Below are 24,262 nucleotides of genomic sequence, written 5' to 3' on the forward strand. Positions count from 1 at the left end.
TTTTAGGGCTTATTTCGCGTAGCCGACCACACCCTTGATCTCGAGAAAATCTTCGAGACCGAACTCGCCGTACTCGCGGCCGTTGCCCGATTGACGATAGCCGCCGAACGGCGCTTCAGGCGTGTACTCCGCGTAGTTCAGATAGATCGTGCCCGTACGCAAGCGCCTCGCAACGGCACGTGCGCGTTCGAGCGAGGCCGACTGCACGTAGCCCGCGAGACCATAGATGCTGTCGTTGGCCATCGCGACGGCTTCGTCTTCCGTGTCGTAGCCGAGGATCGACAGCACGGGTCCGAAGATTTCTTCGCGCGCGACGGTCATGTCGCGCGTCACGTGGCCGAATACGGTCGGCCGCACATAGTAGCCTTCGCCGAGACCTTCGGGACGCCCCGGACCGCCTGCTGCGAGTACGGCCCCTTCGCGCACACCGGCTTCGATCATCGACTGGATCTTGTCGAACTGCTGCTGGCTGATGACGGGACCGAGATCGCTCGACGGCGCAGCGGCGGGACCGACGACGAGTGCGGCGGCCACTTCTTTCGCGTAGCCGAGCGCTTCGTCCATCCGTGCGCGCGGCACGAACATGCGCGTGGGTGCATCGCACGATTGACCGCTGTTGTCGAAGCATGCGCGTGCGCCGCGCGTGACGGCATCGCGCAGATCGGCGTCTTCGAGGATCAGGTTCGCCGACTTGCCGCCCAGTTCCTGATGCACGCGTTTCACGGTATCGGCGGCGGCCTTGGCGACCTGCACGCCCGCGCGCGTCGAACCCGTGAACGACATCATGTCGATGTCCTTGTGACGCGACATCGCATCGCCCACCACTTGCCCTTCGCCGTTGACGAGATTGAACACGCCTGCTGGCACGCCTGCTTCGTGAAGGATCTCGGCGTACAGCATCGCGCTCATCGGCGCGAGTTCCGACGGCTTGAGCACCATCGTGCAACCCGCTGCGAGCGCGGGCGCGACCTTGGTCGTGATCTGCAAAGCGGGCCAATTCCACGGCGTGATCAGACCGCACACGCCCACGGCCTCCTTGCGGATCAGAATGCTGCCCTTCATCTGCTCGAACTCGAACGTCTGCAACGTGCGAATCATCGTCTCCAGATGGGCCGTACCCGTCCACGCCTGAGCGTCGTGTGCGAACTGCTTCGGCGCACCCATTTCGCGGCTGATGGCATCGACCATGTCGTCGTAGCGCTTGCGATAGACCTCGAGGATCGATTGCAGCAGATCGATGCGCTGCTGCACCGTGGTTTCCGAATACGAGGCGAATGCGGTCTTTGCAGCGGCGACGGCGCGATCGACATCGACTGCGCTGCCGAGCGAAATTTGCGCGAACGGCTGGGCTGTCGACGGATCGATTACGTCGAGCGTTTTTGGCTCGATCGGGTCGATCCATTTGCCGTCGATATAGAACTGCGTGGCGTGCTGCATGATGTTTCCTCAAATGGTGTCGGCTGGCAACAGTCGATGCGTTGGCGTTACATCGACTGCACTCAAACTACATGTCTTCAAATCGAAATTCATTGCCGGGCGGCTTTGGCTCAGACTCGCGGTTCATCATTGATGTTCCTATTTTTTTGGAGAGTATGTTTTATGAGCAATGCTACTTTTACCCGCATCGATGCTAAAGGTCCTGGCGCTACCGGTTTGCAACCTGCGTTGCATGATCCTGCTGATGTGATTCTCGATGGCGCTAAAGCGCCGCATGCTTTGACTGCGTTTTCCGATGCAGACAATGTACTGACTGCGGGTGTGTGGCAGTGCGATGCCGGCACGTTGAAGCTTTCCGATCTGCCGATTCATGAAGTCTGCGTTCTGATCGAAGGTGAAGTCGTCATCACTGGCGACGATGGTCGCAGCGAGCGCTACCGCGCTGGGGATGCTTTCATCTTGCACAAGGGCTTTTCCGGTACTTGGCATATGCCTGTTGCTACCAAGAAGTACAGCATTGTGTATTGTGGTTGAGCTTCGTTCATTGCTCTTCCTTAAAAACCGCGCGGTTTTTTGCGCGGTTTTCTGTTTCTGTTTCTGTTTCTGTTTCGGTTTTTGCTGTTTGCTGTTTGCTGTTTGCTTTTCGCTGGCGTCCGCGATTGCTGGCATCCGCGAATTCATGTCGGTGTTCAGGCGTTGCCCCTGTGCGGGGCGGCACCTACTTTTCTTTGCAGCGGCAAAGAAAAGTAGGCAAAAGAAAGCCGCTAACCCCGCCAATCCTTGTTTTTGCCTGCGGGCCCCCTACGGGTCCCGCACTCCACACGGCATCGCACTATCTTCCGCCCATTGCCATCGTGCTAACTGACGCCTCACCCACTTCACACTCCCGCATCACGTACCGCACTACCAGACGTCCACCGCCGCCCAGGTGGCAAACTGTGTGTAGGTTGTCGCACCGTACGCGTTGTCGCTCTTACGACACCGATCCCGCTTTTCAGTCCGGAGTGATGCACTTCCATCGCGACGGCCTACACACCGTTTGCCACCTGGGCGGCGCAAACCATTCGCTGCCGCTGGCTGCTCTACGCGCGAACGAAGCGGGTGATGCGACTGCTCAACGCGTTGGCAACGAGCACAAACCAATGTGTTGCCGTGCGGAGTGCGAGACCCGCTGGGGGCCCGCAGGCAAGCACAAGAGCTAGCGGTGTGAGCGGCTTTCTTTTGCCTACTTTTCTTTGCCGCTGCAAAGAAAAGTAGGTGCCGCCCCGCACAGGGGCAACGCATGAACACCAACGTGAAATCGCGGATGCCAGCGAAAGCGCAGAGCCAAACGCAAAAAGCGCAGCCCCCGCCGAGAAGGCAACACAGGGGCAACGCCTGAACACCGACGTGAAATCGCGAATGCAAGCGAAAGCGCAGAGCCAAACCCAAAAGGCGCAGCCCCCGCCGAGAAGGCAAGAACGGCGACTGCGTCGCAGGCAAGAACCTACATAGGAAACCCAAGCGCCTTGATGGAATTAATCCACCACCTCCTCCACCCACCCCGATCATCCGCCCCATCAAACGCATTAAAAGTGATCTTGGCGGCGATCCACCGCACAGGCTCAGGCGGAATATAAGAAGGCCCCTTCCGCGAGATATCGAGCGAAGTGATCAACGTATCGCGATTCCATAGCATCTCGAGCCCCATCCGCGCGCCGAACCGACTCCCGGCAACGCCAAACCCGGTATACCCCGCAACAAAAACGGTCTTCCCGCCGTGATACTTACGCGCAAACACAGCGCCCCGCGAGCAATAGTCGATCGGCCCACCCCACGCATGCGTGAACTTCACATCGTCCAGTTGCGGGAACGTCCGATAAAACGCCTCGGCAAGCTTGTAGTAAGTACGCTCATCACGATCCTGCGCAGGATTGTTATCCCCGCCAAAGTGATAGCTGACACGTCCGCCAAAGATGATCCGATTGTCCTTCGTCAAGCGAAAATAATTGAGCTGCGTCCGCGTGTCATACACGCCCTGGCGATTCTTCCAGCCAATACGTGCCATCTGCTCATCCGTCAGCGGACTCGTCGCGATGATGTGATCGCGCACCTGCATCACACGCCGGTTGATGTCCGACACGCCGACATTCGCCGTGCCCGTGCCAAGCAGCACGCGCGGGGTTTCGATCCGCCCCGCCTGCGTGTACACGATCATCTTGTTGCCGTGATCTTCGAGACGCGTCAGCGGCGAATGCTCATGCAACCGCACGCCAAGCTTCAAAGCGGCCGCCTTGAGGCCCCACGCAAGCTTCGCAGGATGAATCGTGCCGCTGCGATTGCGCGACCACATCGCGCCCGCGAACAACGGCGAATTCAACTGCTCACGCGCTTTCTGGCTATCGAGCAACACCACGTCGTGACCGTGCGATACATGCAGTTCGAAATCGGTCTGCAAATGCGGCACATGCTTCTCTTCGACGGCCACCGTCATCTCGCCGTTCCACTCGACATCCGCTTCGATGCCATAACGCACGAGCGATTCCTTGAAGCCGTCGAGGTTCTCCTGGCCAAGCCGCTCGAGCACATCGAGATCTTTCGGGAACACCCGCGTCGCGTTCGGCAAACCGTGCATCACCGACGTCGAAATGATCCCGCCCGGACGGCCCGATGCGCCATACGCGATCTTGCCCGCTTCGATCAGCACGACGTCAAGATCGGGATCGTTCTCCTTCGCCTGGATCGCAGCCCACAAACCCGTAAAGCCGCCGCCGACGATCACCAGACCGGCCGTGGTCGGTCCGATCAGTTCGCGTTCGACGGCGGGCGCCGCCGGATTGTCCAGCCAGAACGGGAACAGCTTGACACCTTCGAATGCGCGTTTGACCGACTCGCTCATCTTCTCACCTGCTCAATTCAATGCTTTGATCACGATGCCTCAAGGGCATGCTCTGTTGTATTACGCTGCGTCCTGCGTGTCGAATATTTCTTCGCGCGGCGCCGACATTCTGTTGCCTTGTGCATGACGCGGCTCCACCTGCCGGATCTGCACATGCGTAGCCTTGTGGCTGCCGCGCAGCCATCGTCGGCCTTGCGGACCATACACGCCATCCGGCTCCGGAAAGCATTGCAGCAGCATCACGTACAGCGTGCAAGCCAGCGTCAGCGAGACGGGCATGCTGATGTCGAGGCCGCCCGCGAGCTGGCCGAGCGGTCCGACGAACTGGTCCGGCAGATTGACGAAGCACAGGCCCGTCAGCGCGCTCGGAATCCATGCGCCCATCGCGCGCCAGTTCCAGCCGTGCGTGAACCAGTAATGGCCGCCGCGTCCGCAGCGATTGAACACCTGCAGGTCGTCGGACAGATAGAAGCCACGGCGCGTCACGTAACCGATGATCATGATCACCATCCACGGGCAGCTGCACGTGTTGATCAGCACCGAGAACGTCGACACGCTTTCGACCAGATTGAACACGAAGCGCCCGAGAAAGATGAAGCCAATCGCCGCACTGCCGATCAGCAGCGTCGCACGCACGCGGTTGAGCAGCTTCGGGAACATGCTCGACATGTCGAGACCCGTGCCATACAGCGCCGTCGTTCCCGTCGACATACCGCCGATGATCGCAATCAGGCACACAGGCAGGAAGAACCAGTTCGGCGAGATCGCCAGCAGCCCGCCGACGTAGTTGTTCGACGCGATGTAATCGGGCGCCTTCTGCGCGATGATCGTCGCCGTCGCAAGGCCGAAGAAGAACGGCACGAAGGTCGCGATCTGCGCGATCATCACGGCGAGCATGGTCCGGTGCTTCGGTGTGTTCTGCGGAATGTAGCGCGCCCAGTCGCCCATCGTCGACGCGAACGAAACGGGATTGCTCAATGCGACCAGCACCGCACTGACGAAGGCCGGCCAGAAACCCATCGTGCCCAGCGCCACCTTGCCCGCGTAATGACTGTCGAACGGCCCCGCGAATGCGAAGATGCCCGCGATGAACAGCAGGCTCGCTGTCCACACCGCAATCTTGTTGACCCACAGCATGAAGCGAAAGCCGTAGATGCACACGGTCAGCACGAGCACCGCAAAGATGCCGTAAGCGACGCTCAGCGTGAAGCCGTTCACGGGAAGACCGAGCAGATGGTTCGCACCGCCCACGAGCGCATCGCCCGAACTCCACACGGCAAGCGAGAAGAACGCAACGGAAGTCAGCAGCGCGAGAAACGAGCCGACGATCCGACCATGAATGCCGAAGTGCGCACCCGACGACACGGGGTCGTTCGTACCGTTGCGCATGCCGAACAGACTCATCGGCGCAAGAATGCACGAGCCGACCAGCACGCCGATCAAGATCGACGCAACGCCTGCCCAGAAGGACAGACCGAGCAGCACGGGAAAGCTGCCGAGCACGGAAGTCGAAAATGTATTGCAGCCGCCGAACAGCAGGCGGAAAAGATCGATGGGCCGCGCATAGCGGGACGCGTCGGGGATACGCTCGAAACCGAAGGTCTCGACGGTCGTGATACTGCTGTTGTTGCTCTCGTTACGGCTGCTCATGTCTCCGACTCCTCTGACGGCCAGGGAAATCACGCGGCTCGCCACAGGCTTCGGGCGTCCGCTTTTTTAACCAATGTCTGGACGCCACTGTAAAGAGAAACAATTCAGCCACAAATATCGTCGGCGCAACCTTTACTTCGATATCAGTCGATGTAAGCCGCAATCCTCGCCCGGTAAGGATTTGCGAGCGGATTGACAGACCTCGGAAAGTCATCGGCGAGGGGCTGAAAGAGACAAACGTCGAAAAAAATCGGCAGATTTCATACATGGCGACGCTTCTTCGCGGCCGCGACGGACGGCATCGGAATCGGCACGCTGCCTTTCATGCCTTGTTCGATCAGAAAGTCGCGGAACAAACTCGCAACCTGCGGCAGACGCTTGTCCGACACATGCATCACGTACCAGTCGCGCTCGATCGGGTTGTCCGGTAGCGGCAGCAACGCGAGCAGTCCCGCCTGAAACTCCAGCGTGCACGCATGCAGCGACAGGAACGATATGCCCAGCCCCGCTTCGACCAGCTGCTTGATCGCCTCGTTGCTCGACAACTCGGAGCCGATGTGGATCTTGTGGCCCGCCTGCTTGAACAGGTTCTCGACGGTCGACCGGGTGCCCGAGCCTCGCTCGCGCACGAACAGGTTCGCCGACTGCAGATCGCCGAACGAGAGCCGCTTCTTTTTCATCAGCGCATGCGAAGGCGACGCGACGAATGCCATCGGATGCTTCGCGAACACCGTCGCGACCGTGCGCAGCTCACGCGGCGGACTGCCCATCACGGCGAGATCGATTTCATGCGTCGCCAGCATACGGATGATGTCCGCGCGATTGCCCACCTTGAACTGCACCTTCACCTGCGGACGCGCCTCCGTAAAGCGCACGAGAAACGGCGGGATCAGATACTCGGCCGTCGTGATCGCACCGATGCGCAGCGTGCCGCCCTGCTCGCCGTGCAAGGCAGCGAGATCGTCGGCGGCGCCATTCCACAGATCGAGAATTTCGAGCGCATAACGTGCGAGGATTTCGCCCGCCGCCGTCAGTTGCACGCCGCGGCCCACACGTTGCAGAAGCGGCGCACCAGCCGCTTCTTCGAGCAAACGGATCTGCAGTGACACAGCAGGCTGCGTCAGACGCAATTCCTCCGCCGCGCCCGATACGCTGCCCAGCTTCGCCACCGTATGGAGCGCCTTCAATTGCCGAAATGTCGCTGCTTTCAACATAAGTGAAAACCTATATGTTCGGTACAAACATTAAATTGTGCTGCGGTTTCCCCCGATTCTATACTCGACCTCACTGATGATGTTCACGCATGAATCGCATTGAAAAACGTTCAGGAGAGTACGCATCATGACCACGATCGATCGACAAACAGCAAGCAGCACACGCACTGCGCCGCACCGAATCGTCGTCGTTGGCGGCGGCGTGGGTGGACTGGGACTCGCCACGCGTCTCGGCGAATCGCTCGGCAAGAGCGGGCACGCGCAAATCGTGCTGGTGGACCGCTCGCCTACACACTTCTGGAAGCCGCTGTTGCACGAAGCCGCCTCTGGCCAGATCGATCCCGCCACGCATCAGCTGCAATACGCGGTGCAGGCGCGCCGTCATGGCTTCGCGTTCGAACAGGGGGCACTGCAATCGCTCGATCGCGCGCAGCATCGCATCACGATCAGCGCCACACGCGACGAAGACGGCCGTGAAGTGCTGCCCGCGCGCCACGTCGAGTTCGACACGCTCGTACTCGCGCTCGGCAGCGTGACGAACTACTTCGGCGTGAAGGGCGCGGCAGATCATGCGCTGCCGCTCGAAACCGTCACGCATGCGGAATCGTTCCGGCGCAAGCTGCTCGATGCCTGCACGCGAGCGAACCACCTGCGGCGCGTGAGCGGCGCGCAGCAGGTGCAGCCGGTGTCGATCAATATCATCGGTGCGGGCGCGACGGGCGTCGAACTCGCGGCGGCATTGCGCGACAGCATCCGTTTGATGCATCGCTACAGCCTCTTTGCACTCGACCCGGAGCGTGATTTCTGCATTCGCCTGATCGAAGGCACGGATCGCGTGTTGCCTGCGCTGTCGCAGCGCGTTTCCGCGCGTGCGCAGCGGATCCTGGGCGGTCTCGGCGTCGACGTGCTCACGAATACGCGTGTGACGGAAGTGCGCGCCGACGCCGTGTGTACGCACGACGGCCAGCCATTGCCGAGCGATATCGCGATCTGGACGGCGGGCATCGCGGGGCCGCCCGTGTTGCGCGTGCTCGACGGCATCGACGTGAACCGCAACGCACAGGTGCTGGTGAGCCGCACGCTGCAAACCACCACAGATGAAAACGTGTTCGCCTTAGGCGATTGCGCTGCCTGCCCTTCGCACGCGGATGGTTTTCTCGCGCCGCGCGCACAGGTTGCGCATCAGCAGGCGATGTTCCTGGCGCGTGCGCTGAAGTGCCGTGTCGGCGGGGAAGCGCTGCCCGAGTTCACGTATCGCGACGCGGGCACGCTGGTCGGCTTTGGCGACGTCGGCACGATCGGCAGCCTGAGCGGCCTGCGCGAGCGCCCCGTGTTCGTCGATGGCTGGCTCGCCACCGTCGTGTACCGGCTGATCTATCGCCGGCACGTGATGACGGTCAGCGGTTTCGCACGCATGGCGCTCGATACCGCGAGCCATTGGCTGCGTCGCCGCGTGCACCCTGTGATCCGGCTGCATTGACACACGCATGACGTAAAGAAGACCAACGCACGCGGTCAGTCGAGAAACTCGGCCGACCGCGTGCGCAGCGCGGCGCCGAAGTCATCGAGCCAGCCAATCGACAGCCGCCAGCTCTGCCAGTACAGATCGACATCGAGATGCTTGCCCGGCGCCATGTCGATCAGTTCGCCGCTTTCGAGCTGCGCGGCGATCATCCGCTCGGGGCACATGCCCCATCCCAGCCCCGTCGAACACGCGCGCAAAAAACCCGACACATGCGGAATCCAGTGCGTCGGCGCATCGACCTCGGCGCGCGTAATCTTGCGCACGAAGCGCGTTTGCAGCTGATCTTTCGGATTGAAATCGACACACGGCGCGCGGCGCAGCGTGTCGCGGCTGATGCCTTCGCTGAAATAGCGCTCGTAGAATGTGGGCGTGCAGACGGCGAGATAGCGCATCCGTCCAAGACGCGTCGAGCGGCATCCCTGCACCGGCTCCGATTGCGTCGTCACTGCGCCCTGCACGCTGCCATCGCGAATCCGCTGCGCGGTATGGTCCTGATCGTCGATGACGAGATCGAGCAGCATGCCTCGCTCCGCGCAGAAGTCCGCGACGGCATCGATGAACCACGTGCCGACGCTGTCGTCGTTCACGGCCACGCGCAAGGTCGGCCACGGTTCGAGCAGCGCGCCGGGCAGTTCGGGCATGCGCCCGTTGAGTTCGGCCTCCAGCAATTGCACCCGTTCCGTATGCCGGCACAGCAACGCGCCCGAACGGGTCGCAGTACAAGGCTGCCCGCGCTTGACAAGCACGCTGCCGACGCGTTCTTCAAGCAGCTTCACCCGTTGCGACACGGCGGAAGGCGTCACGTTCAGCGCCGCGGCTGCGCGGTCGAACGAGCCGTGACGCACGACAGCCGCGAGCGCATCCAGCAAAGCATAGTCGAGCATTAGCGTTCCTTAATCGGCGTTACGGAAATTAGCTTCTCTTATTCTAACCATCACGGCACACTCTCGCCATCCGATTCATTCTTCTCTCCAAACCATCATGAACTGGCTGGCTTTTTCGCACGGCGCCGCGTTGTGCGCCTCATTGATCGTCACGATCGGCGCGCAAAACGCGTTCGTACTCCGTCAAGGCATCATGCGCTCGCATATCGGCAAGATCGTGCTGCTGTGCACGCTGTCGGACTTCCTGCTGATCGGCGCGGGCGTCGGTGGCGCGTCGGTGCTCGTCGAGCGCTATCCGACCTTCATTCACGCGCTGCTGTACGTGGGGCTCGCCTATCTCGCGTGGTTCGGCATCAGTGCGCTGCGTCGCGCGTTGCGCCCCGGCCATGCCGTACTCGACACCGATGCGAACGGCGACACCGCGCCGCCCGCGCAGCGCGCAATGCCCATCGTGCTGATGACGCTCGCGTTCACGTGGCTCAATCCGCACGTCTATCTGGATACGTTTCTGCTGATCGGAACGGCGGGAGCGCGCGAAGCGCAAGGGTCGCGCGCCGCATTCGCAGTCGGCGCGATGGCCGTGAGCGCGGTCTGGTTCGTGGCGTTGGGATATGGCGCGCGGGCGCTTGCACCGCTCTTCAAGCGCGCCACCGCATGGCGCGTGCTGGATGGCGCGATCGGCAGCATGGTGTTGCTGCTGGCCGTCACGCAGCTGCGCTGATGTTCAGCGCCTGAACTTCACCTTCTTCAGCGGCGCGGTGTCGGCGAGCACCGTGCCGCCCACGCCGATCGTCTGCAATCCGCCATCCGTCACATACGGCACGAGGCCGAGCGCCTCGATCTTCTGAACGATCTCGCGACGGCACGCATCGTCGTCGGGCGGACAATAATCGATCGAAATAACGGGCAGACGGTAGCGTTCATGAATCTGCCGCGCCTGAGCGAGCAGCCATTCGCGATCGTTCTCGGGTACGTCGTCGTAGCGCTGATTCGTCTGGTCCCAGCGGCCGAACAGCGATTCGAACGCGACGGCCGCGACCTGATCGTGGACCTGCGGCAGGATGTCGAAGCCGCGATTCAGTATCAGTTGCGCCTGCGGATAACGCGCCTTCAGCGCATGCAGCACGGCGACGATGCCCGCCTGCTGCTGCGCCCGCTCGACGTCCGTCTTCGCGACGAGCTGGTATGAATCCAGCGTATCGAGGAAAAAGCCGCGATAGCCGCGCTCCCACAGCGGCTTGACGATCTCGTCGACGAGGAACGCGGGCCAGCCCGGCGCCGTTTGATCGACGACCGTCGACGACCACGCCGCATTGCTGCCCGCGAACCATGTCTTCGGCATCTTTGCGTAATACGCGCGCTGTTTCGTCACTTCGCCGACGCTCACATACGCATACCAGTTCGGACAATGCGCCGTATGCGTGCGCGGATCGAAACCGCTGTCGGGCTCGATCACCACGGTATCGAACGGTTCGAAGCGCTCCGCCTGCACGTTCGCGCCGTAGAAGAACGCGACGGCCCCGATGCCCGTCGACGACACCCGCTTGCACGCAGCCAGCGCGGGCCGCACCCACGCCACCGACAGCAACAGGATCGCCACGGCCGCGCATGCGACGACGATCCACGAAACACCCAGGCGGGCGAGAGAACTGGCTGTCATGATCGGACACGTAGCGCCTAGTTGCGCAGCATGTAGGTTTCGTATTCGAGCTTGCCGAACTTGCGATCGAGCAGCTGCACCGCGGCGACGACGAGAATCAGCAGCGTCAGCGCGAAGCCATAGCCGTAGAAGTCCGGCTGCATCAGCAGCGTAATACCCGTCAGAATACCGTTCAACAGCACGAATGCAATACACAGCCGCAGCACCGTGCGCCGTGCATCGAGATAGAAGAACACATTCAGCAGCCCTAGAAGCAGCACTTGCAGACTCGCGGAGATCACATCGACGATCATCAGCGGCATATACAGCGACGAAATGCCGAGCGCATCGAGCACCAGACGGCCGAACGCGAGAATCAGCAGCAGCACGGCCGCCTGAATCTTCACGATCTCATAGAGGCCCGCACGCACGCTGCCGACCATCATGTCGCGCATGTCGTTGATATGGCGCAGCGTCGCGCCGCTGCGCACGGCGTCGTAAAAGCGGTCGTAGTATTCGACGAAATCCGCTTCGATGCGCACGAGGAATGTCGCCATGCCGGGCATCACGCACACATACGCGATGAACACGGGAATGTCGTAGATCACCGACGCATTGAGCGGCCCGATCACCTTCGAGCCCGTGCCCGGCGCATACCAGAACATGAACTTGTCGATCCACACGCCGAGGTTGAACAGGAGGCCCACCATCGCGAGACTCGGATACGCGAAGCGCTTCTGGATCACCTCGAACGAGATGAAGCGCGGGCTGCGATAGTTGCGATAGATGAGCCCCGACAAACCCGCGAGCAGCACCACGTGCCCCGCGACGAAGCCGCCGAGCAGGCCCGGCAGCCCATGCGTGTTGAGCATCAGCGCAAAGGCGACGGTGCAGCCGTAGCCGAGCGCGAACACGTAGAGAATCTGCCGGTACTGCTTCACGCTCGACAGAAAGATCACCGCGATCCAGATATTGCTGACGACGACGAAGCCCGCCACCATCAGCAGCCGGTAGACGAGCGGCTCGCCGCGAAAACCGAAGCCGACCGCAAGCATGCCGAGCACGCCGGAGGCCGCCGTCGAAATCAGCACGACGCCGTTGTAGTTCGACAGCACCAGGTCGTCCCGCTTCTCGAACAGTCGGTCCGAGATGAAGCGCGTAAACGACAATTGCAGCGGCCCCGTCAGTATCAGACTGCACGCGATCAGATACGTGACCGACACCTGGAACTGCACGATCGCGTACTTGGGTATCACGAACGCGAGGCTCATCACGCCGATGACCAGAATGCCGAAGATCGACAGGATCAGCGGACCCGAACTGATCAGGCCTGCATAGGCATAGGCACGCGCGACGCCGAGCAGCGTCTGGTGCTTGAGTATCTTGCGAAGTTCGAAACCAATGCCGGCCATCAGCGCACCTCTTCCGTCTGTGGCGCTGCCGACCTGCCCGCATGCATCGGACAGCCGCCTTGCGTGCTTCCGGCCGCCTTGACGCGGGGCGCCGCCGCCATCAGACGCTGATACAGCACGCGATATTGATCCGTCATCTGCGCCTTCGTATAGAAACGCCGCACACGCTCGATACCCGCCTTCTGTGCGGCCAGCCAGCGCGGCTCGTCGCCGAGCAGATCGAGCACCGCCTGCGCGAACGCAGCCGGGTTCGCGATCGGCACGACGCTGCCCGCCGCACCCAGCGCGCGGTCCTCGTCGCCGTAGCCTTCGATCAGTTGCCGGCACGAACCCACGTCCGTCGTGATCGACGGAATGCCTGCCGCGAAGCCTTCCAGCACGACGAGCGGCAAGGCCTCGCTGATCGACGTCAGCGCGATCACATCGACCTTCGGAAGGATGTCGTGGATGCGCTGGAAACCGAGGAACTTGACGTTCTTCGCTAGACCCAGGCTTTCGGCGAGCGCGCGGCATTCCTGCGCATACGCGGGATCTTCTTCCTCGGGACCGACGATCCATCCTTCGATATCGGGCATCGCGCGCGACGCAATGAAGAGTGCGCGAATGAAAGTCTTGATGTCCTTGATGGGCACGACGCGGCCGATCAGCGCGACCACATTGCGCGGCCGTGACACACGCTGTTCGATGAGCGGCGCGAGTCCGTCGACATCGACGCCGTTCGGAATGTTGCGCGTGCGCTCCGCTTGCGCGCCGTCCGCGATCTGCCGCTGACGGTTCGCTTCATACAGCGCCACGATATCGTCGGCGGCGTCATACGCGAGCTTGCCGAGCGCTTCGAAAAAGCGCACCCACAGTTCGCGGAAGTAGCTGATCTTCGAAATGTCGCGTTCGAACGCACCGCGGTTATCGCGAATCCACTGGCTTTGCAGCAGGTCGATCTTGCGCTCTTTCGTATAGATGCCATGCTCCGACACGAGCAAAGGCCGGCCTGTCCGGTAGTGCAGCAACGCGCCGAGAAAGCCGGCATAGCCCGTCGACACCGTGTGGTACACCTTCGCCGGCGGCAACTGCTCCGCGACGCGCGCGAGCTGCCACAGCGGCTGGTGCATGATGCGCACGGTCCAGAAGTAATCGGTGAACGACGGGTCCGTGCAGTAGCGGTGATATTGATCGACGATGAAATCCCACGCCGCGCGGCTCGTCAGGAACTGCTCCTCGCTCAGCGGCGCCTTGTCGCCGATCAGTTGCACCATCCCGGCCATCATCGCGCCCGGCTCCACCCCGCCCTTGTTGCGCCAGGCCTCGTGCAGTGCAGCCGACTTCGCGAACGCGTCGGCATCGCCGGGGATTTCACGCGCGGCCTGGTCGTCGGCGGCGCCCGCTTCATACAGATAGTGCGCTTCGAAATGCACGACGTTGTCGGGCAGCGCATAAGCCGCGCCCTTGTAGTCCTCTTCGCGGCTGCCGATGAACGCAATCGCAAAGCGCAGGTCCGGATACGAGCGGAGCATTTCGTTGACCCAGCTCGACACGCCGCCGCGCACGAACGGGAACGTGCCTTCGAGCAGCAGGCAGACATCGGCGTCCGCAGCGCGGCGCATCAGTGACGGTTTCATGTTGACCAGTAACGCGCAACGGGTTTGAGCATCGGCAGCGTCGCGGCATTGCCGAGCGACGCGAGCAGTTCGGAGACGCGTGCGTAATCGCCGCGCAGATATTCGACTTCGGCGAGCCACGGCACGAGACGTTCGCGCGGGAAGCCGAGCGATTGCGCGCGGTCCATGTAGCGCGCGGCCTCGTCGGCGTGGCCGTTGATGAGCGCGAGGCGGCCGCGGATCATCCACAGCGCGGCATCGCTGTCATCGATCTCCAGCGCGGCGCCCGCATAACGGTCCGCCTGCTCGAGCGTGTGCCGGTACACGGCGCCCTGCACGAGGTTCTGATAGATCAGTTCGAAATAGAGCTCGGCGAGTTTCCGGTTGAGCGCGTGGCGATCCTCGTCCGACTGCGCCGACTCCAGCGTCTTCGCCGTATGGAAGATGCGCTGCATCACGTCGTTTTCCGCCTGGTCCAGCGTGCCGTACGCGATCAGGCGCACGTCTTCCACCGGATCCGCAAGCAGATCGCGCAGCAGCGTGCCCGTGGTGCGCGTCGGCATGCTCTGGATCGCGACGAGCGCCGACAGCCGGTCCGACGCGGCGACCTTCGTGTTGATCAGACGCGCCTGCAGACGCGCACCGCCACCATGCGAGACACGCGACATCAGATACGTGACGAACTCGGGCGCGGGCACGTCGCCCATTTCGTCGTCGGGATGCGACGCGGGACTGAGCGCCGCCCAGATGCAGCTCGCGAGCACGACCAGCCCGCCGAACAGCGGCACGAAGGTGCACGCGAGGCCGAGCAGCAGCAGGCTCCACGCGCGCGGCTCGCGATACCGCAGCGGCAGCAACTGGCGGAACAGCAGCGCCTGCAACGCGCCACAGACGACATCGAGCACGATCACGGGCAAGAGCGGATCGTATCCCGTCGGCACCTGCGCGAAATACACGATGCCGACGCCCTGCACGCACGCGACGATGAGGATGCCGAGCGCCGCGAACACCGACAGCACGCAACCGATGACGCCGCCCGCCGGACGGTTTGCCTGGGTCTTATCCATCGAGACCACTACGCATGAGAAGACGCTTCAACGCCGGACCCGGCTCGTCGCTGCCCAGATGCAGCGTATGCACGCCGATGCGCGCGCCTTCGAGATCGAGATTGAACTGCGAGCGCAGGCTCGATTCGATCCGCGCGAGATAGCCGTCGACGCCCGTTGCGTCCGTTGCGGGCATCAGATTCAGCAGCACCGACTGCCCCGCCGCTTTCACCGGCCACATCAGATCGAGCGACCGGCGGCGGCGCATCACGTGCTCGAAGAACGAATCGCCGGCATCGTCGTGCGGGAACACGAGCGCGACCAGCGACGACGTGATGCCCGCCGAGCGTTCGAGGCGCGTGAGACGGCTCACGTCGAGCGCGAATTCGTACGGGCAATCGGGCACGGCCTTGAGGATGTCGCGCACCTGCTGCGAATGCTCGACACCGTCCGCGTAGTAGCCGAGCAGCACGAGCAGCAACTGCAGGTTGTCGAAGTTAAGCGACAGGAACGGCATGCGACGGATCGCGAGCATCGCCAGCATCCGGCCGTCGGCGGAGATGAGCGGCGCGCAGACGAGCAGACGCGTGTTCGCCACGGGACGGTCTTCGCTTTTCAGATGCGCGACCGCACGCGTTTCGAGCGCGCGCTGAACCAGGTCGTCGCGCGGATCGAAATCGAATGTGTCGCCGACATGCGCGAGCGCGTCGCGCCCCACCTTGTCGTCATGCACGGGATACAGCGCCGCCACTTCGATCTGGCAGGCCTGCGCGACGAATTCGAGCAGCTCGCGCGTGCCAGGCATGTCGCCCGAACGATGCGGTTTCGTGTCGAGACCATGCGCGACGGAGATACGGCGCAGTTCGGTGATCGAGTCGCGCAGCGTGGTCGGCTTCGTCAGCAGATCCTTTTCGAGCCGCTCATGCGACAGGCGCATCAGATAGTGGCTGTTCGTGATCGCGACGAGCCGGTCGTTCAGGTAGTCGTTGATCGCGTTCGCACGCTGCGCGCGGCTGCCCCACGTATCGCCGAAGTGACCTGCGACGATGGTCTGCAGCACGCCGCCCGTGAAGAACAGCGTCGGCCACGCAGCCGCGCCGCCCTGGTGCAGCACCTGCGTCAAGACCTGATACGCGCCGATCAGCATCGCGCAGCCGAGCAGGCCGAGCAGCGTGCCGTAGCGCAGCGCGACGACGAGCGGCGCGAACCACAGCCACGGAAAGCCCGCATGCATCAGGAACGGATCGTCGCGATCGAGCCCGTAGCACACCGCGAAGACCACGCCGATGAACACGATCGTCTCCACGATGGAAAACGGCCGCGACACCGCGGGCGCGACGAGGCGCCGCCACGCGCTCAGATTGCCGAACGGGTTCGATTGACGCGGCTTCGCCGCACTGGCGGCGCTTTGCGCGGTGACGGTATTCACAGCCGACTCCTCATCACGTGTCGAATTGCTGGGGTATTGCAGCGTGCAGCATGAGCGTCGCGTTCATGGGCAACGCTCATGCTTGTTCGCTCGTACATCAGCCGCGCGTGCGCAGCGGCGACAGCAGGCTGCCGATCAGCGACGATGCGACGCTTGAGAGGCTCGAACGCGTCCAGCCGCTCTTCGAGCCCGTCGCGCTCCACACGACCTGACCCGACGCCACGTCGATCAGTTCGAAGGTCACGCCCGCGACGGGCTCGCCGTCCACGCCGACCTTGTAGCGCCACTCTTCGACGGCGCCCGTCAGCACGTACTTCACGCGCTGTTCGCGCGCCCACGCGAGCTTCTTCTCTCCGATATCGCGCTGCGCGGTGTCGAACATCGCATTCGCGGATGCATCGACGGGCGCGAGGCGCACATCGGCGAAGCCGTTCGCGCGCAATGCATTCGCCGCGATCGCGGCCGCGCTGCTGCCTGCCGCCGGCGTTTCAGTGAAGTTCGCCATCGTCACCACGGCGACGGCGTCCTTCGATTCGAGCGAAGGCGACCCCGCCTGGCGGACCGTTCCGCATGCGCCCAGCACCAGCGCCGATGCGGCCGCGGCCGCCACCCACTTGATCAAACGAGACCACCCGTTGATGTTGCTCATCGAACCACTCCTCAGAAATGTCGTTATTCGCTCAGATTGCCGATACGGTTAGCCGGCACGGCTTCAGTAGAACCATCGATAGCGCGCACCCAGTATCGTGACGGGCGTGCCGATCTTCGACACGCGCTGATGCTGCAGAAACACGGCTGCGTGATCGCCGCCGAACACGGTGCCCGCGATGCCGAGACTCACGTCCGGCCCCCAGCCCTGGATCGAGTCGTGCACGATGCCGACGTCGAGGAACGGACGCCAGGCATGCGTGTACTGCTCGAGCAGTTCGTCGCCGAAGCTGAAGAAGAAGCCGTACTGCGTGTACGTGTCGGGCATGAAGTCTTGCGGCGACGCGGGCTGCAACGCGGTCGGCAGCAGGTTCGTCATCAGCGCGTCGGCGCTGCCGCTTGCTCCGTAGCCGCCGTGCGTGATCAACGCGCGCAGCGTGTAGTCCGGATAGTTCGTGCGGATGCGGTAACTCACTTCGCCCGTCGACAGCACGCCGCTGCCGAGGTAATGGCGCGCCTGGCTATAGAAGCGGTCGGCCTCGACGCTGCCCGTGAAGGTGATGCGTTCCGTCGCGCGATACGTGAAGTCGCCGATCACGTTGTCCTTCATGCCGCCGACCAGCAGCGTCTGGTTTTCGTCGGCGACCTGGTTGCGGCCGGCGCGCACGCCGAGCGTCAGCGGCGAGCTGCGCCCCCAGTCGGCGGCGAGATCGAGCGTGTAGAACGCAGCCGAACCGACGCGGCGGCCGCCCGTGATCATGAACGACGTGTCGCGCGTGCGGCGCTCGCCGTAGATATTGAGCCAGCGGTCGACGGACGGCACGTTGGTCAGCTGCGTGATGTCGGTCGAATGCTGGAAGTGCTGCACGGCCGTTACGCCGACGAGATAACGCTCGGCCACCTTGCGGCTCGCCGCGAGCGTCGTCTCGACATAATCGAGCGGATGCTCGATATGGTTGGTCACGTCGGCGCCGATGTACTGCGGCCAGTCGAGCGTGGTTTCCGTCACGCGCGTATGCAGGTCGGTGTCTTCCGGCGCGCCGTCGAGCGCATCGAAGGCCAGTTGCTGCGCGCGGTCGGGCCGGTCGACTGCGATCGTCGCATCGATGCGGTCGTTGACGGGCAGGCGCGAGCGCTCCTGCGCGAGCAGACGCTCCATCTCGGGTATATCGTTTTCGGCAAGCGCGATCGTGAGCCGCGCATCGGCGGGACGCGACAGGCGCTCCGCGTACTGCTGCGCGAGCCAGCGCTTCGCGAGCGGATTGCTTTCCTTCGACAGCGCCCACGCCACCGCCACTTCCTTCGCGACGGCGCCGCGCACGCGCGCATTCTCGGGCAATGCGGCGCCATCCATCGGCGCGCCGCCGGGCAGGCCCTTTGCCGTGCCGATCATCGTGCGGCGCGCAATCGCGTTGTCCGTCGACGCCGGCTTCGCCGACATCAGACTGTCGAGCAGCGCCGCCGATGCATCGCCCGTCGCGTATTCGGCGGACAGCGTCACACGCCGGCCGCGCAGGTCGTCGAGCGTTTCGGCATCCTGCGCGGTGCGGCCGCGCATCGCCGCGCGCTGCGCGCCATGCAGCTTCACGAGCCGCGCTTCGTCCTGCTGCATCTGCAGCCACACCTTCTTGCGGATCGACCACGCGAGGCCGTCGTGGCCCGCCTGCTCCTGCGCGTCGGCGTACGTGAGCAGCCACAGCGGATCGCGCGACATCATCGCCGACTGGCGACGCAAGTATTCAAGCGCGGCAACGGGCCGGTTCAGGCGCATTTCGGCGGCGGCATACGGCTCCCACAATGCCGAACTCTGATCGGCACTGCCGCGCCAGCGCTTCAACGCTTCGCGCAGATCGCCGTCACTGCCGTAGTCGACGAGCGTCCACAGATACGCGGCGCGCAGATCGGAACTCGCGCCTGGCAGATCGACGGCACGCTTCAGATCGGCCAGCGCCATCTGCGGCTCGTTGATGAGGCGATAGTATTCGGCGCGCACGCCGAGCAGCGCGGGCGACGCTTCCGCTGCCTTGCGTTCGTCAGGCGTGAGGCTCGCGAGCAGCGTCGCGATGCGGTCCATCGCCTGCGCATCGGTGTAATAGAAGATCGCGTCCTGCAATGCGCGCACCGTGTGATCGCGGCGATAGCGCAACTCGGCGACGCGGCCCGCATCGATTGGATACGGATCGTAGAAGTACGTCATGTCGCCGAGGTCTTCGGGCGTCGCCGCGCCGCTCGCGATCAGATGCCGGTACGCTTCGTTCGCGTCGTCGTCCAGTTGCAGCAGGCGCGCGAGTTCCGCGTAGTTGCGCCAGAAGTCTTCGTCGGTGTCTTTCGCACCAGCACGCGCAGTCTTCAGCGCGGCAAGCGACGCGCGATAGTCGCCCTGACGGTACAGCACGCTCGCCGTGCGCAGCGCCGCGTTCGCATCGTCGGGATGACGCGCCTGCACCGCGCGATACGTCGCAAGCGCCTGGTCGTCATGGCCCGCGCGTTCGGCCAGTTGACCGATGCGCTGGTCGAGCGCGTCGGCGTTCTGCGCGCGCGGCATCGAGCGCAGGAACGCGAGGCCGTCGTCGGGACGGCCCAGACGTTCGTAGGTGGCCGTCACGTTATCGATCAGCTTCAGATCGTTCGGCGTGGCGCGCGCCTCGTGCACGAGCGCCGTCAGATACGCTTCGTCGTCGTCGAGCATCGGCGCGATGCGCAGCACGTTCTGCCAGCCGACCGGATCGTTCGACAGTTGCGCATAGTCGAGCCACGACTTCAGCGCGAGCGACGGGTCGCGATTCCATTCCGCGACCTGCGCAAGACGCTTGACCCAATCGACGGCGCGCGGATCGCGCTGCACCTGCTGCGCGGCAACCTTCTGCGCGCTCGGCAGATCGCCCGATTCGACGAAGGCCTGGAACACGACATTAGCGACGCTCGGGTCCGAGCGGATCGCGGCTCGCGTTGCGTCGTCCACGCCTGAGGCACTGCTTGCGGCTTGTGGTGCTGCCGTTGCGGCTGCAACCCGGATCACGCGCACACTGCCCTGCTCCTGCTCGGCGGACACACGCATCGCGTCGCGCAGACGGGCGAGCGCATCGTGATGGCGATACGCGACGGGGCCATCCATATAGGCATACGCCGCTTGCGCCACTTGGCGCACGTGCTCGCCCAGCGGCGATGACGGTTCGGCCAGCGCGTACTTCGCCAGCAGCTTCGCGTAACGGTCGACGGCATCCGGGCGGTTCGCCGCGCGCGCGAGATTGAGCATCACGACGAGCGTCGCGGGATCGTCGGCGAGTTTGCCGAGATGCGCGTCGGCGGCCGTGAGCGCATCGTTCAGCAGATTGCCCGACTGCAGCGTGCGGATGCCCGCGACGAAACAGCGGCGCTGTTCGTCGCGCGTCTGCGCCGTGGCTTCCTGACGGAACCAGGCGTCGGCGGCCGCGCGGTAGTCGCCGACCTGCAACGCGTAACGCGTAATCTGCGTGTCCCACTTGTTGCGGCCGTCGGGATCGTTCGCCGACAACCGCGCGTAAAGATGCGCCGCGAGATCAGGCGTGCCGACGGCGGCAGAACGCTGCGCGAGCCACTCGAGATCCCTCGGCGCCCACGGCAGCTTCGAAGCCTGCGTCAGCCGCGCGCGCAGATCGTCGAGCGCGGGCGCGCGCCGTGGATCGTCTTCGGGAATCGCAAAGGTGCGCTGCTCCGTCACCGACAGATGCAGCATCATCGCGCTGCGCAGCATGTCGTCTGTGCCGAGCGCTTCCATGCGCCGGGCGATGCGTTCGGCGTCGTCGGTGCGGCCCAGATACAGATACTGCGCGCCGAGCAGCGACAGAAACTCTTCGTTGTCGGGCCGCACTTTCGACCACGCTTCCAGATACGCGACGCTCAGCTCGCTCGGCGCACCGACGGACGCGACGCGCTTGCGCAATCCGCCGCGCGGCGACACGCCGTACATCGTCGCGACCACCACGCCCGCGAGCGTGTAGATGAGCCACGGCGGAACGATACGGGGACGTTTGTCGTTCGTTTTATCGTTCACAGCGGATCTCGACGGGCTGGTAATGGACTTCGAGTGCGTTGACGGGAGGCGTGTCGAAGCGTGCGTACGCGCCGTCGCGTTTCAGCGGCACCGGGCGGCCCGCGACGCTCGCGCTGCATGTCTGCGCATTCGCGAGCTTCACGAAAGGCTCGTAATAGCCGCCGAATTCGAACGACAGACCGTTTGCATCCCGCTTGAAGTCGCGCACGAAACCGTTCGCCTCGGCGATGTACGGCAGCGGTCCCGCCTTCGACAACGTTCCGGGTTCGTCGAACGACACGCGAGCCGCGCCGTCCGCGATGTGGATATAGGTGCCGTCCGGACCGGGCGTGTAGCCCGTCACGCCATGCGATGCATGCAGGTCGGGCGTCGTGGTCAACGGCCAGTGCAGCTCGCGCACTTCGCCGTTGCCGCGCACGATCCAATCATTCGACTTCGCGTTGGCTGCTTCGCTCTCCACCGAGCGCGCGACGGCGAACGAACGCCAGTCGAGCACCTTGTGCGCGTAGTCCGTCATGTGCACGGGCAGCACGGGCTGCTTGAGCACCGTCGCGAAGATCTGGTCGAGCGCGCGCAGCGACGCGACCTTCGTGCCGCTATACATGTGGTAGTAGATGTCGATCGGCTTGAAGCGCAGCGGCTTGTCCGTCATGTCGAAGGTTTCGAGCACGCGCGTGAAGCCGTAGAACGGGCCGAGCCAGTCGTTCGTGTAGACGTTCTCGTCCTGGTTCGGCGCATACACCTGATAGGCGCCCGGCCCTTTCATTACGCCGATGGGCGCAATATTGGTCCAGCTGTTCGCGCTCTTCGTGATGACGGTGTCGCCGCCGTTCACGTTGTCGACACCGGCCTGATAGGTCTTGCGCACGACGATCGCGGGCGGCTCGCAGTTGCCCGGCCATTGCAGGATCGTCACTTTCTTGCCCGGAGGCGCGAGGCGCGAATCGATGTAATCGATCGAGCCCGTCACTTCGCGATCGATGTTGAACGTGTAGTTCGGGATGTTCAGCGAGAACGCCGTGTCGCCGCCGCCGCGATCCACGCGCTCGCCCGTCTTCGCGTCGACGTTCTCCCATTCGAACGGATGCGAGTACGTGTGCGTGCCGATCGCGACATACGGCAGCGCGAACATCTTGCGCGCGATCTCTTCCAGACGCGGCGAGATCTGCGGATACAGGCCCTTCGGCCCCACTTCGCCTTCGATCACCGACAGCGTCATCGGCACCTTGTAGCGCGTGAAGATCTGCTGATAGAGCGCTTCGCCCGAATAGTCTGCGCCCGGGAATTCCGCGCGCGACGCGAAGCCGTCGCCGTCCACATGCGACATGAACAGACGCCGGCCGTTTTCCGTGGTGACGCTCGGCGACGGCATCGGCTGCAGACGCAGCGCCTGACGCAGGAACTCGATCGGCTGGATCGCCCAGCGCTCCTGGCCGATGCCGTTGAGCGACACGACCGTGTACGGGCTCATCGCGAAGCCGCCCCACGGCGTGATCGCGATCTGGTCGAGCGTCGCTTCGCCGCTCTTCACGCGCAGCAGCGATTTGCTCGCGCTTCCCGCCTGCACGCCCGTCAGGTCGCGCGTGCCGAGCTTCGGATCGACTTCGAAGCCGATCATCGGATCGCGCGACACGACTTCGATCTTGTCGGCGAACGGGCCCGCGACGGCTTGCAGGTCGAGCGCGCGGCCTTCGTCTTCCGCCGCGTCGAAACCGAACTGGCCCATGAACACGACGGGCACATGCGCGGCCATGCGCGCATCGATCCACGTGCGCCACGCGCCGCTGTTCGCGGTCTCGTCGCCCTGCAGCCACGCGACGACGCCTGCATAGCGGTCGGGCGTGATGCCGTCGGGCAACGGCTCGTTGACGTTCGCATATTCGACGTCGTAGCCCAGATAGTTGAGCGGCGTCGCCAGATCGCGCACGCCGGGCGTTTCGTCGAGCGGCAGGTCCACCTCGCTGTCCTGCACGATCAGCACCTTGCGCGGCAGCACTTCAATGGCGCCGATGCCGACCACGTTCATCGACGCATTCGACACATACGGCGTGACGCCCGCGGCGAGCACCTGCGCGGCCGTCGTGCGCGCGCAGGCGCGGTCGTCGGTGGGACAGGTTTCTATCGACACGACAGGTACGCCCGTCGTTTGCGTGAAGCTGCGCGCAGCGGCGACACGTGCGTCGCGCTCGCTCGCCGCGACACTGCCGTTCCGCGCGTCGCGCACAAGCGCCGGGCCGACGACTGCGTACAGTGCGCTCGCGCGCGGCAGCGCGGCCTGCAACGCAGCGTCGCCACCGATCACGAGGCGCGCGTCGGGATGCGCGGCGCGGATCGCGTCGATCGATGCAATCGCTGTGGGCGTGTCGAGCAGGAAGCCGCGATAGCCGCGCTTCCACAACGGCTCGATTTGCGCGCCGACGAACGCGTCGGGCGTGGCTTGTGCGGCATCGGCGAGCGTGCGCGCGAGCCAGACGGTGTGACGCAGCGGATGCGCGGCAGGATCGAAGCCGCCGGCGGGGTCGATCACGACGGCATCGAAGGCCTGCAATTCGCCGACGGGCACACGCGAACCATAGAAGAACGCGAGATTGACGCGCGGCGCCTGAGCGTCGCCCGATGCTTGCGCGTGCAACTGAGTGGACGGCTGCGTTGCCAACCGTGTGGGCGACTGAGCCTGCGCCGCGACGCCATGCATCGCGAAGCCGGCCGCCGCGGCCAGTGCAACCACGCGAGCGTGCGCAAGCGCACGCACGAGGGCACGCGGTTGCGCCATCATCGTGCTGTGCACTGCGTGGCCGAAGCCTTGCAACACCCCGTCGAGCGCCAATTGCGCTTCGAATATCGTTTGAATCCCCGCTCGCATACGATTTTT

General features: G+C 63.8%; 17 protein-coding genes. 3 read left to right on the top strand and 14 right to left on the bottom strand.

Going from position 1 to position 24,262, the window contains the following annotated elements:
* Positions 1 to 9: 9 nt before the first annotated feature.
* Positions 10 to 1,437 (bottom strand): aldehyde dehydrogenase family protein, encoded by a 1,428-nt coding sequence (locus tag G3N95_RS17030; RefSeq protein ID WP_205971256.1) that lies wholly within the window; start codon positions 1,435 to 1,437, stop codon positions 10 to 12.
* A 162-nt stretch (positions 1,438 to 1,599) separates the two neighbouring features.
* On the opposite strand from G3N95_RS17030, the gene G3N95_RS17035 reads away from it, so the two are divergent.
* On the top strand, positions 1,600 to 1,971 hold the full coding sequence (locus G3N95_RS17035; RefSeq protein ID WP_205971257.1) for a cupin domain-containing protein: 372 nt from the start codon (positions 1,600 to 1,602) through the stop codon (positions 1,969 to 1,971).
* A 7-nt stretch (positions 1,972 to 1,978) separates the two neighbouring features.
* Here the strand turns inward: G3N95_RS17035 and G3N95_RS17040 are convergent, their stop codons facing one another.
* From G3N95_RS17040 to G3N95_RS17055, 4 genes are all read right to left on the bottom strand, one after another.
* Positions 1,979 to 2,155 carry a hypothetical protein gene (locus G3N95_RS17040; RefSeq protein ID WP_205971258.1) on the bottom strand — a complete coding sequence of 59 codons (177 nt, stop codon included), beginning with the start codon at positions 2,153 to 2,155 and terminating at the stop codon, positions 1,979 to 1,981.
* A gap of 768 nt (positions 2,156 to 2,923) precedes the next feature.
* Positions 2,924 to 4,315, bottom strand: coding sequence for an FAD-dependent oxidoreductase (locus G3N95_RS17045; protein ID WP_205971259.1), 1,392 nt, complete (start codon positions 4,313 to 4,315; stop codon positions 2,924 to 2,926).
* A 60-nt stretch (positions 4,316 to 4,375) separates the two neighbouring features.
* Positions 4,376 to 5,965: a cytosine permease gene (locus tag G3N95_RS17050; RefSeq protein WP_205971260.1), complete on the bottom strand. Its 1,590-nt coding sequence runs from the start codon at positions 5,963 to 5,965 to the stop codon at positions 4,376 to 4,378.
* A gap of 260 nt (positions 5,966 to 6,225) precedes the next feature.
* Positions 6,226 to 7,179, bottom strand: coding sequence for a LysR family transcriptional regulator (locus G3N95_RS17055; protein ID WP_205971261.1), 954 nt, complete (start codon positions 7,177 to 7,179; stop codon positions 6,226 to 6,228).
* Between the two features lie 127 nt (positions 7,180 to 7,306).
* Here G3N95_RS17055 and G3N95_RS17060 point away from each other — a divergent pair, with 127 nt between their 5' ends.
* Positions 7,307 to 8,659 (top strand): NAD(P)/FAD-dependent oxidoreductase, encoded by a 1,353-nt coding sequence (locus G3N95_RS17060; RefSeq protein WP_205971262.1) that lies wholly within the window; start codon positions 7,307 to 7,309, stop codon positions 8,657 to 8,659.
* Positions 8,660 to 8,694: 35 nt separating this feature from the next.
* Here the strand turns inward: G3N95_RS17060 and G3N95_RS17065 are convergent, their stop codons facing one another.
* Entirely contained in the window at positions 8,695 to 9,588 is an 894-nt protein-coding gene (locus tag G3N95_RS17065; protein ID WP_205971263.1) for a LysR family transcriptional regulator ArgP, read from the bottom strand.
* Positions 9,589 to 9,685: 97 nt separating this feature from the next.
* Here G3N95_RS17065 and G3N95_RS17070 point away from each other — a divergent pair, with 97 nt between their 5' ends.
* Positions 9,686 to 10,309, top strand: a complete 624-nt coding sequence (locus tag G3N95_RS17070) for a LysE/ArgO family amino acid transporter (RefSeq protein WP_205971264.1) — start codon at positions 9,686 to 9,688, stop codon at positions 10,307 to 10,309.
* Positions 10,310 to 10,312: 3 nt separating this feature from the next.
* Here the strand turns inward: G3N95_RS17070 and G3N95_RS17075 are convergent, their stop codons facing one another.
* The 8 genes from G3N95_RS17075 to G3N95_RS17110 all read right to left on the bottom strand — a co-directional run bounded on the left by G3N95_RS17075 (position 10,313) and on the right by G3N95_RS17110 (position 24,253).
* On the bottom strand, positions 10,313 to 11,248 hold the full coding sequence (locus tag G3N95_RS17075; RefSeq protein WP_205971265.1) for an endo alpha-1,4 polygalactosaminidase: 936 nt from the start codon (positions 11,246 to 11,248) through the stop codon (positions 10,313 to 10,315).
* A gap of 17 nt (positions 11,249 to 11,265) precedes the next feature.
* The gene (gene pelG / locus G3N95_RS17080) at positions 11,266 to 12,639 is read right to left on the bottom strand and encodes an exopolysaccharide Pel transporter PelG (RefSeq protein ID WP_205971266.1); all 1,374 of its coding nucleotides are present in this window, start codon (positions 12,637 to 12,639) and stop codon (positions 11,266 to 11,268) included.
* Positions 12,639 to 14,255, bottom strand: a complete 1,617-nt coding sequence (gene pelF, locus G3N95_RS17085) for a GT4 family glycosyltransferase PelF (RefSeq protein WP_205971267.1) — start codon at positions 14,253 to 14,255, stop codon at positions 12,639 to 12,641. Before pelF ends, pelG begins: the two co-directional genes overlap by 1 nt.
* Positions 14,252 to 15,301, bottom strand: a complete 1,050-nt coding sequence (locus G3N95_RS17090; RefSeq protein WP_205971268.1) for a hypothetical protein — start codon at positions 15,299 to 15,301, stop codon at positions 14,252 to 14,254. The genes pelF and G3N95_RS17090 overlap by 4 nt, the downstream gene beginning before the upstream one ends.
* Entirely contained in the window at positions 15,294 to 16,709 is a 1,416-nt protein-coding gene (locus tag G3N95_RS17095; protein ID WP_205971269.1) for a PelD GGDEF domain-containing protein, read from the bottom strand. The genes G3N95_RS17090 and G3N95_RS17095 overlap by 8 nt, the downstream gene beginning before the upstream one ends.
* A 97-nt stretch (positions 16,710 to 16,806) precedes the next feature.
* Positions 16,807 to 17,358 carry a penicillin-binding protein activator LpoB gene (locus G3N95_RS17100; RefSeq protein ID WP_205971270.1) on the bottom strand — a complete coding sequence of 184 codons (552 nt, stop codon included), beginning with the start codon at positions 17,356 to 17,358 and terminating at the stop codon, positions 16,807 to 16,809.
* 63 nt (positions 17,359 to 17,421) lie between these two features.
* Positions 17,422 to 21,390 carry a tetratricopeptide repeat protein gene (locus G3N95_RS17105; protein ID WP_205971271.1) on the bottom strand — a complete coding sequence of 1,323 codons (3,969 nt, stop codon included), beginning with the start codon at positions 21,388 to 21,390 and terminating at the stop codon, positions 17,422 to 17,424.
* A complete protein-coding gene (locus G3N95_RS17110) occupies positions 21,380 to 24,253 on the bottom strand; it encodes a sugar ABC transporter (RefSeq protein WP_205971272.1) in 2,874 nt (957 codons plus the stop codon). The genes G3N95_RS17105 and G3N95_RS17110 overlap by 11 nt, the downstream gene beginning before the upstream one ends.
* Between the last annotated feature and the right edge of the window lie 9 nt (positions 24,254 to 24,262).

Source organism: Paraburkholderia sp. Tr-20389 (assembly GCF_017104565.1).
GTDB lineage: Bacteria > Pseudomonadota > Gammaproteobacteria > Burkholderiales > Burkholderiaceae > Paraburkholderia.

Bases quoted from the DNA above. Each gene is read 5' to 3' on its own strand.
- G3N95_RS17030 (WP_205971256.1), bottom strand. From the start codon at position 1,437: ATGCAGCACGCCACGCAGTTCTATATCGACGGCAAATGGATCGACCCG.
- G3N95_RS17035 (WP_205971257.1), top strand. From the start codon at position 1,600: ATGAGCAATGCTACTTTTACCCGCATCGATGCTAAAGGTCCTGGCGCT.
- G3N95_RS17045 (WP_205971259.1), bottom strand. From the start codon at position 4,315: ATGAGCGAGTCGGTCAAACGCGCATTCGAAGGTGTCAAGCTGTTCCCG.
- G3N95_RS17050 (WP_205971260.1), bottom strand. From the start codon at position 5,965: ATGAGCAGCCGTAACGAGAGCAACAACAGCAGTATCACGACCGTCGAG.
- G3N95_RS17055 (WP_205971261.1), bottom strand. From the start codon at position 7,179: ATGTTGAAAGCAGCGACATTTCGGCAATTGAAGGCGCTCCATACGGTG.
- G3N95_RS17060 (WP_205971262.1), top strand. From the start codon at position 7,307: ATGACCACGATCGATCGACAAACAGCAAGCAGCACACGCACTGCGCCG.
- G3N95_RS17065 (WP_205971263.1), bottom strand. From the start codon at position 9,588: ATGCTCGACTATGCTTTGCTGGATGCGCTCGCGGCTGTCGTGCGTCAC.
- G3N95_RS17070 (WP_205971264.1), top strand. From the start codon at position 9,686: ATGAACTGGCTGGCTTTTTCGCACGGCGCCGCGTTGTGCGCCTCATTG.
- G3N95_RS17075 (WP_205971265.1), bottom strand. From the start codon at position 11,248: ATGACAGCCAGTTCTCTCGCCCGCCTGGGTGTTTCGTGGATCGTCGTC.
- pelG (WP_205971266.1), bottom strand. From the start codon at position 12,639: ATGGCCGGCATTGGTTTCGAACTTCGCAAGATACTCAAGCACCAGACG.
- pelF (WP_205971267.1), bottom strand. From the start codon at position 14,255: ATGAAACCGTCACTGATGCGCCGCGCTGCGGACGCCGATGTCTGCCTG.
- G3N95_RS17090 (WP_205971268.1), bottom strand. From the start codon at position 15,301: ATGGATAAGACCCAGGCAAACCGTCCGGCGGGCGGCGTCATCGGTTGC.
- G3N95_RS17100 (WP_205971270.1), bottom strand. From the start codon at position 17,358: ATGAGCAACATCAACGGGTGGTCTCGTTTGATCAAGTGGGTGGCGGCC.
- G3N95_RS17110 (WP_205971272.1), bottom strand. From the start codon at position 24,253: ATGCGAGCGGGGATTCAAACGATATTCGAAGCGCAATTGGCGCTCGAC.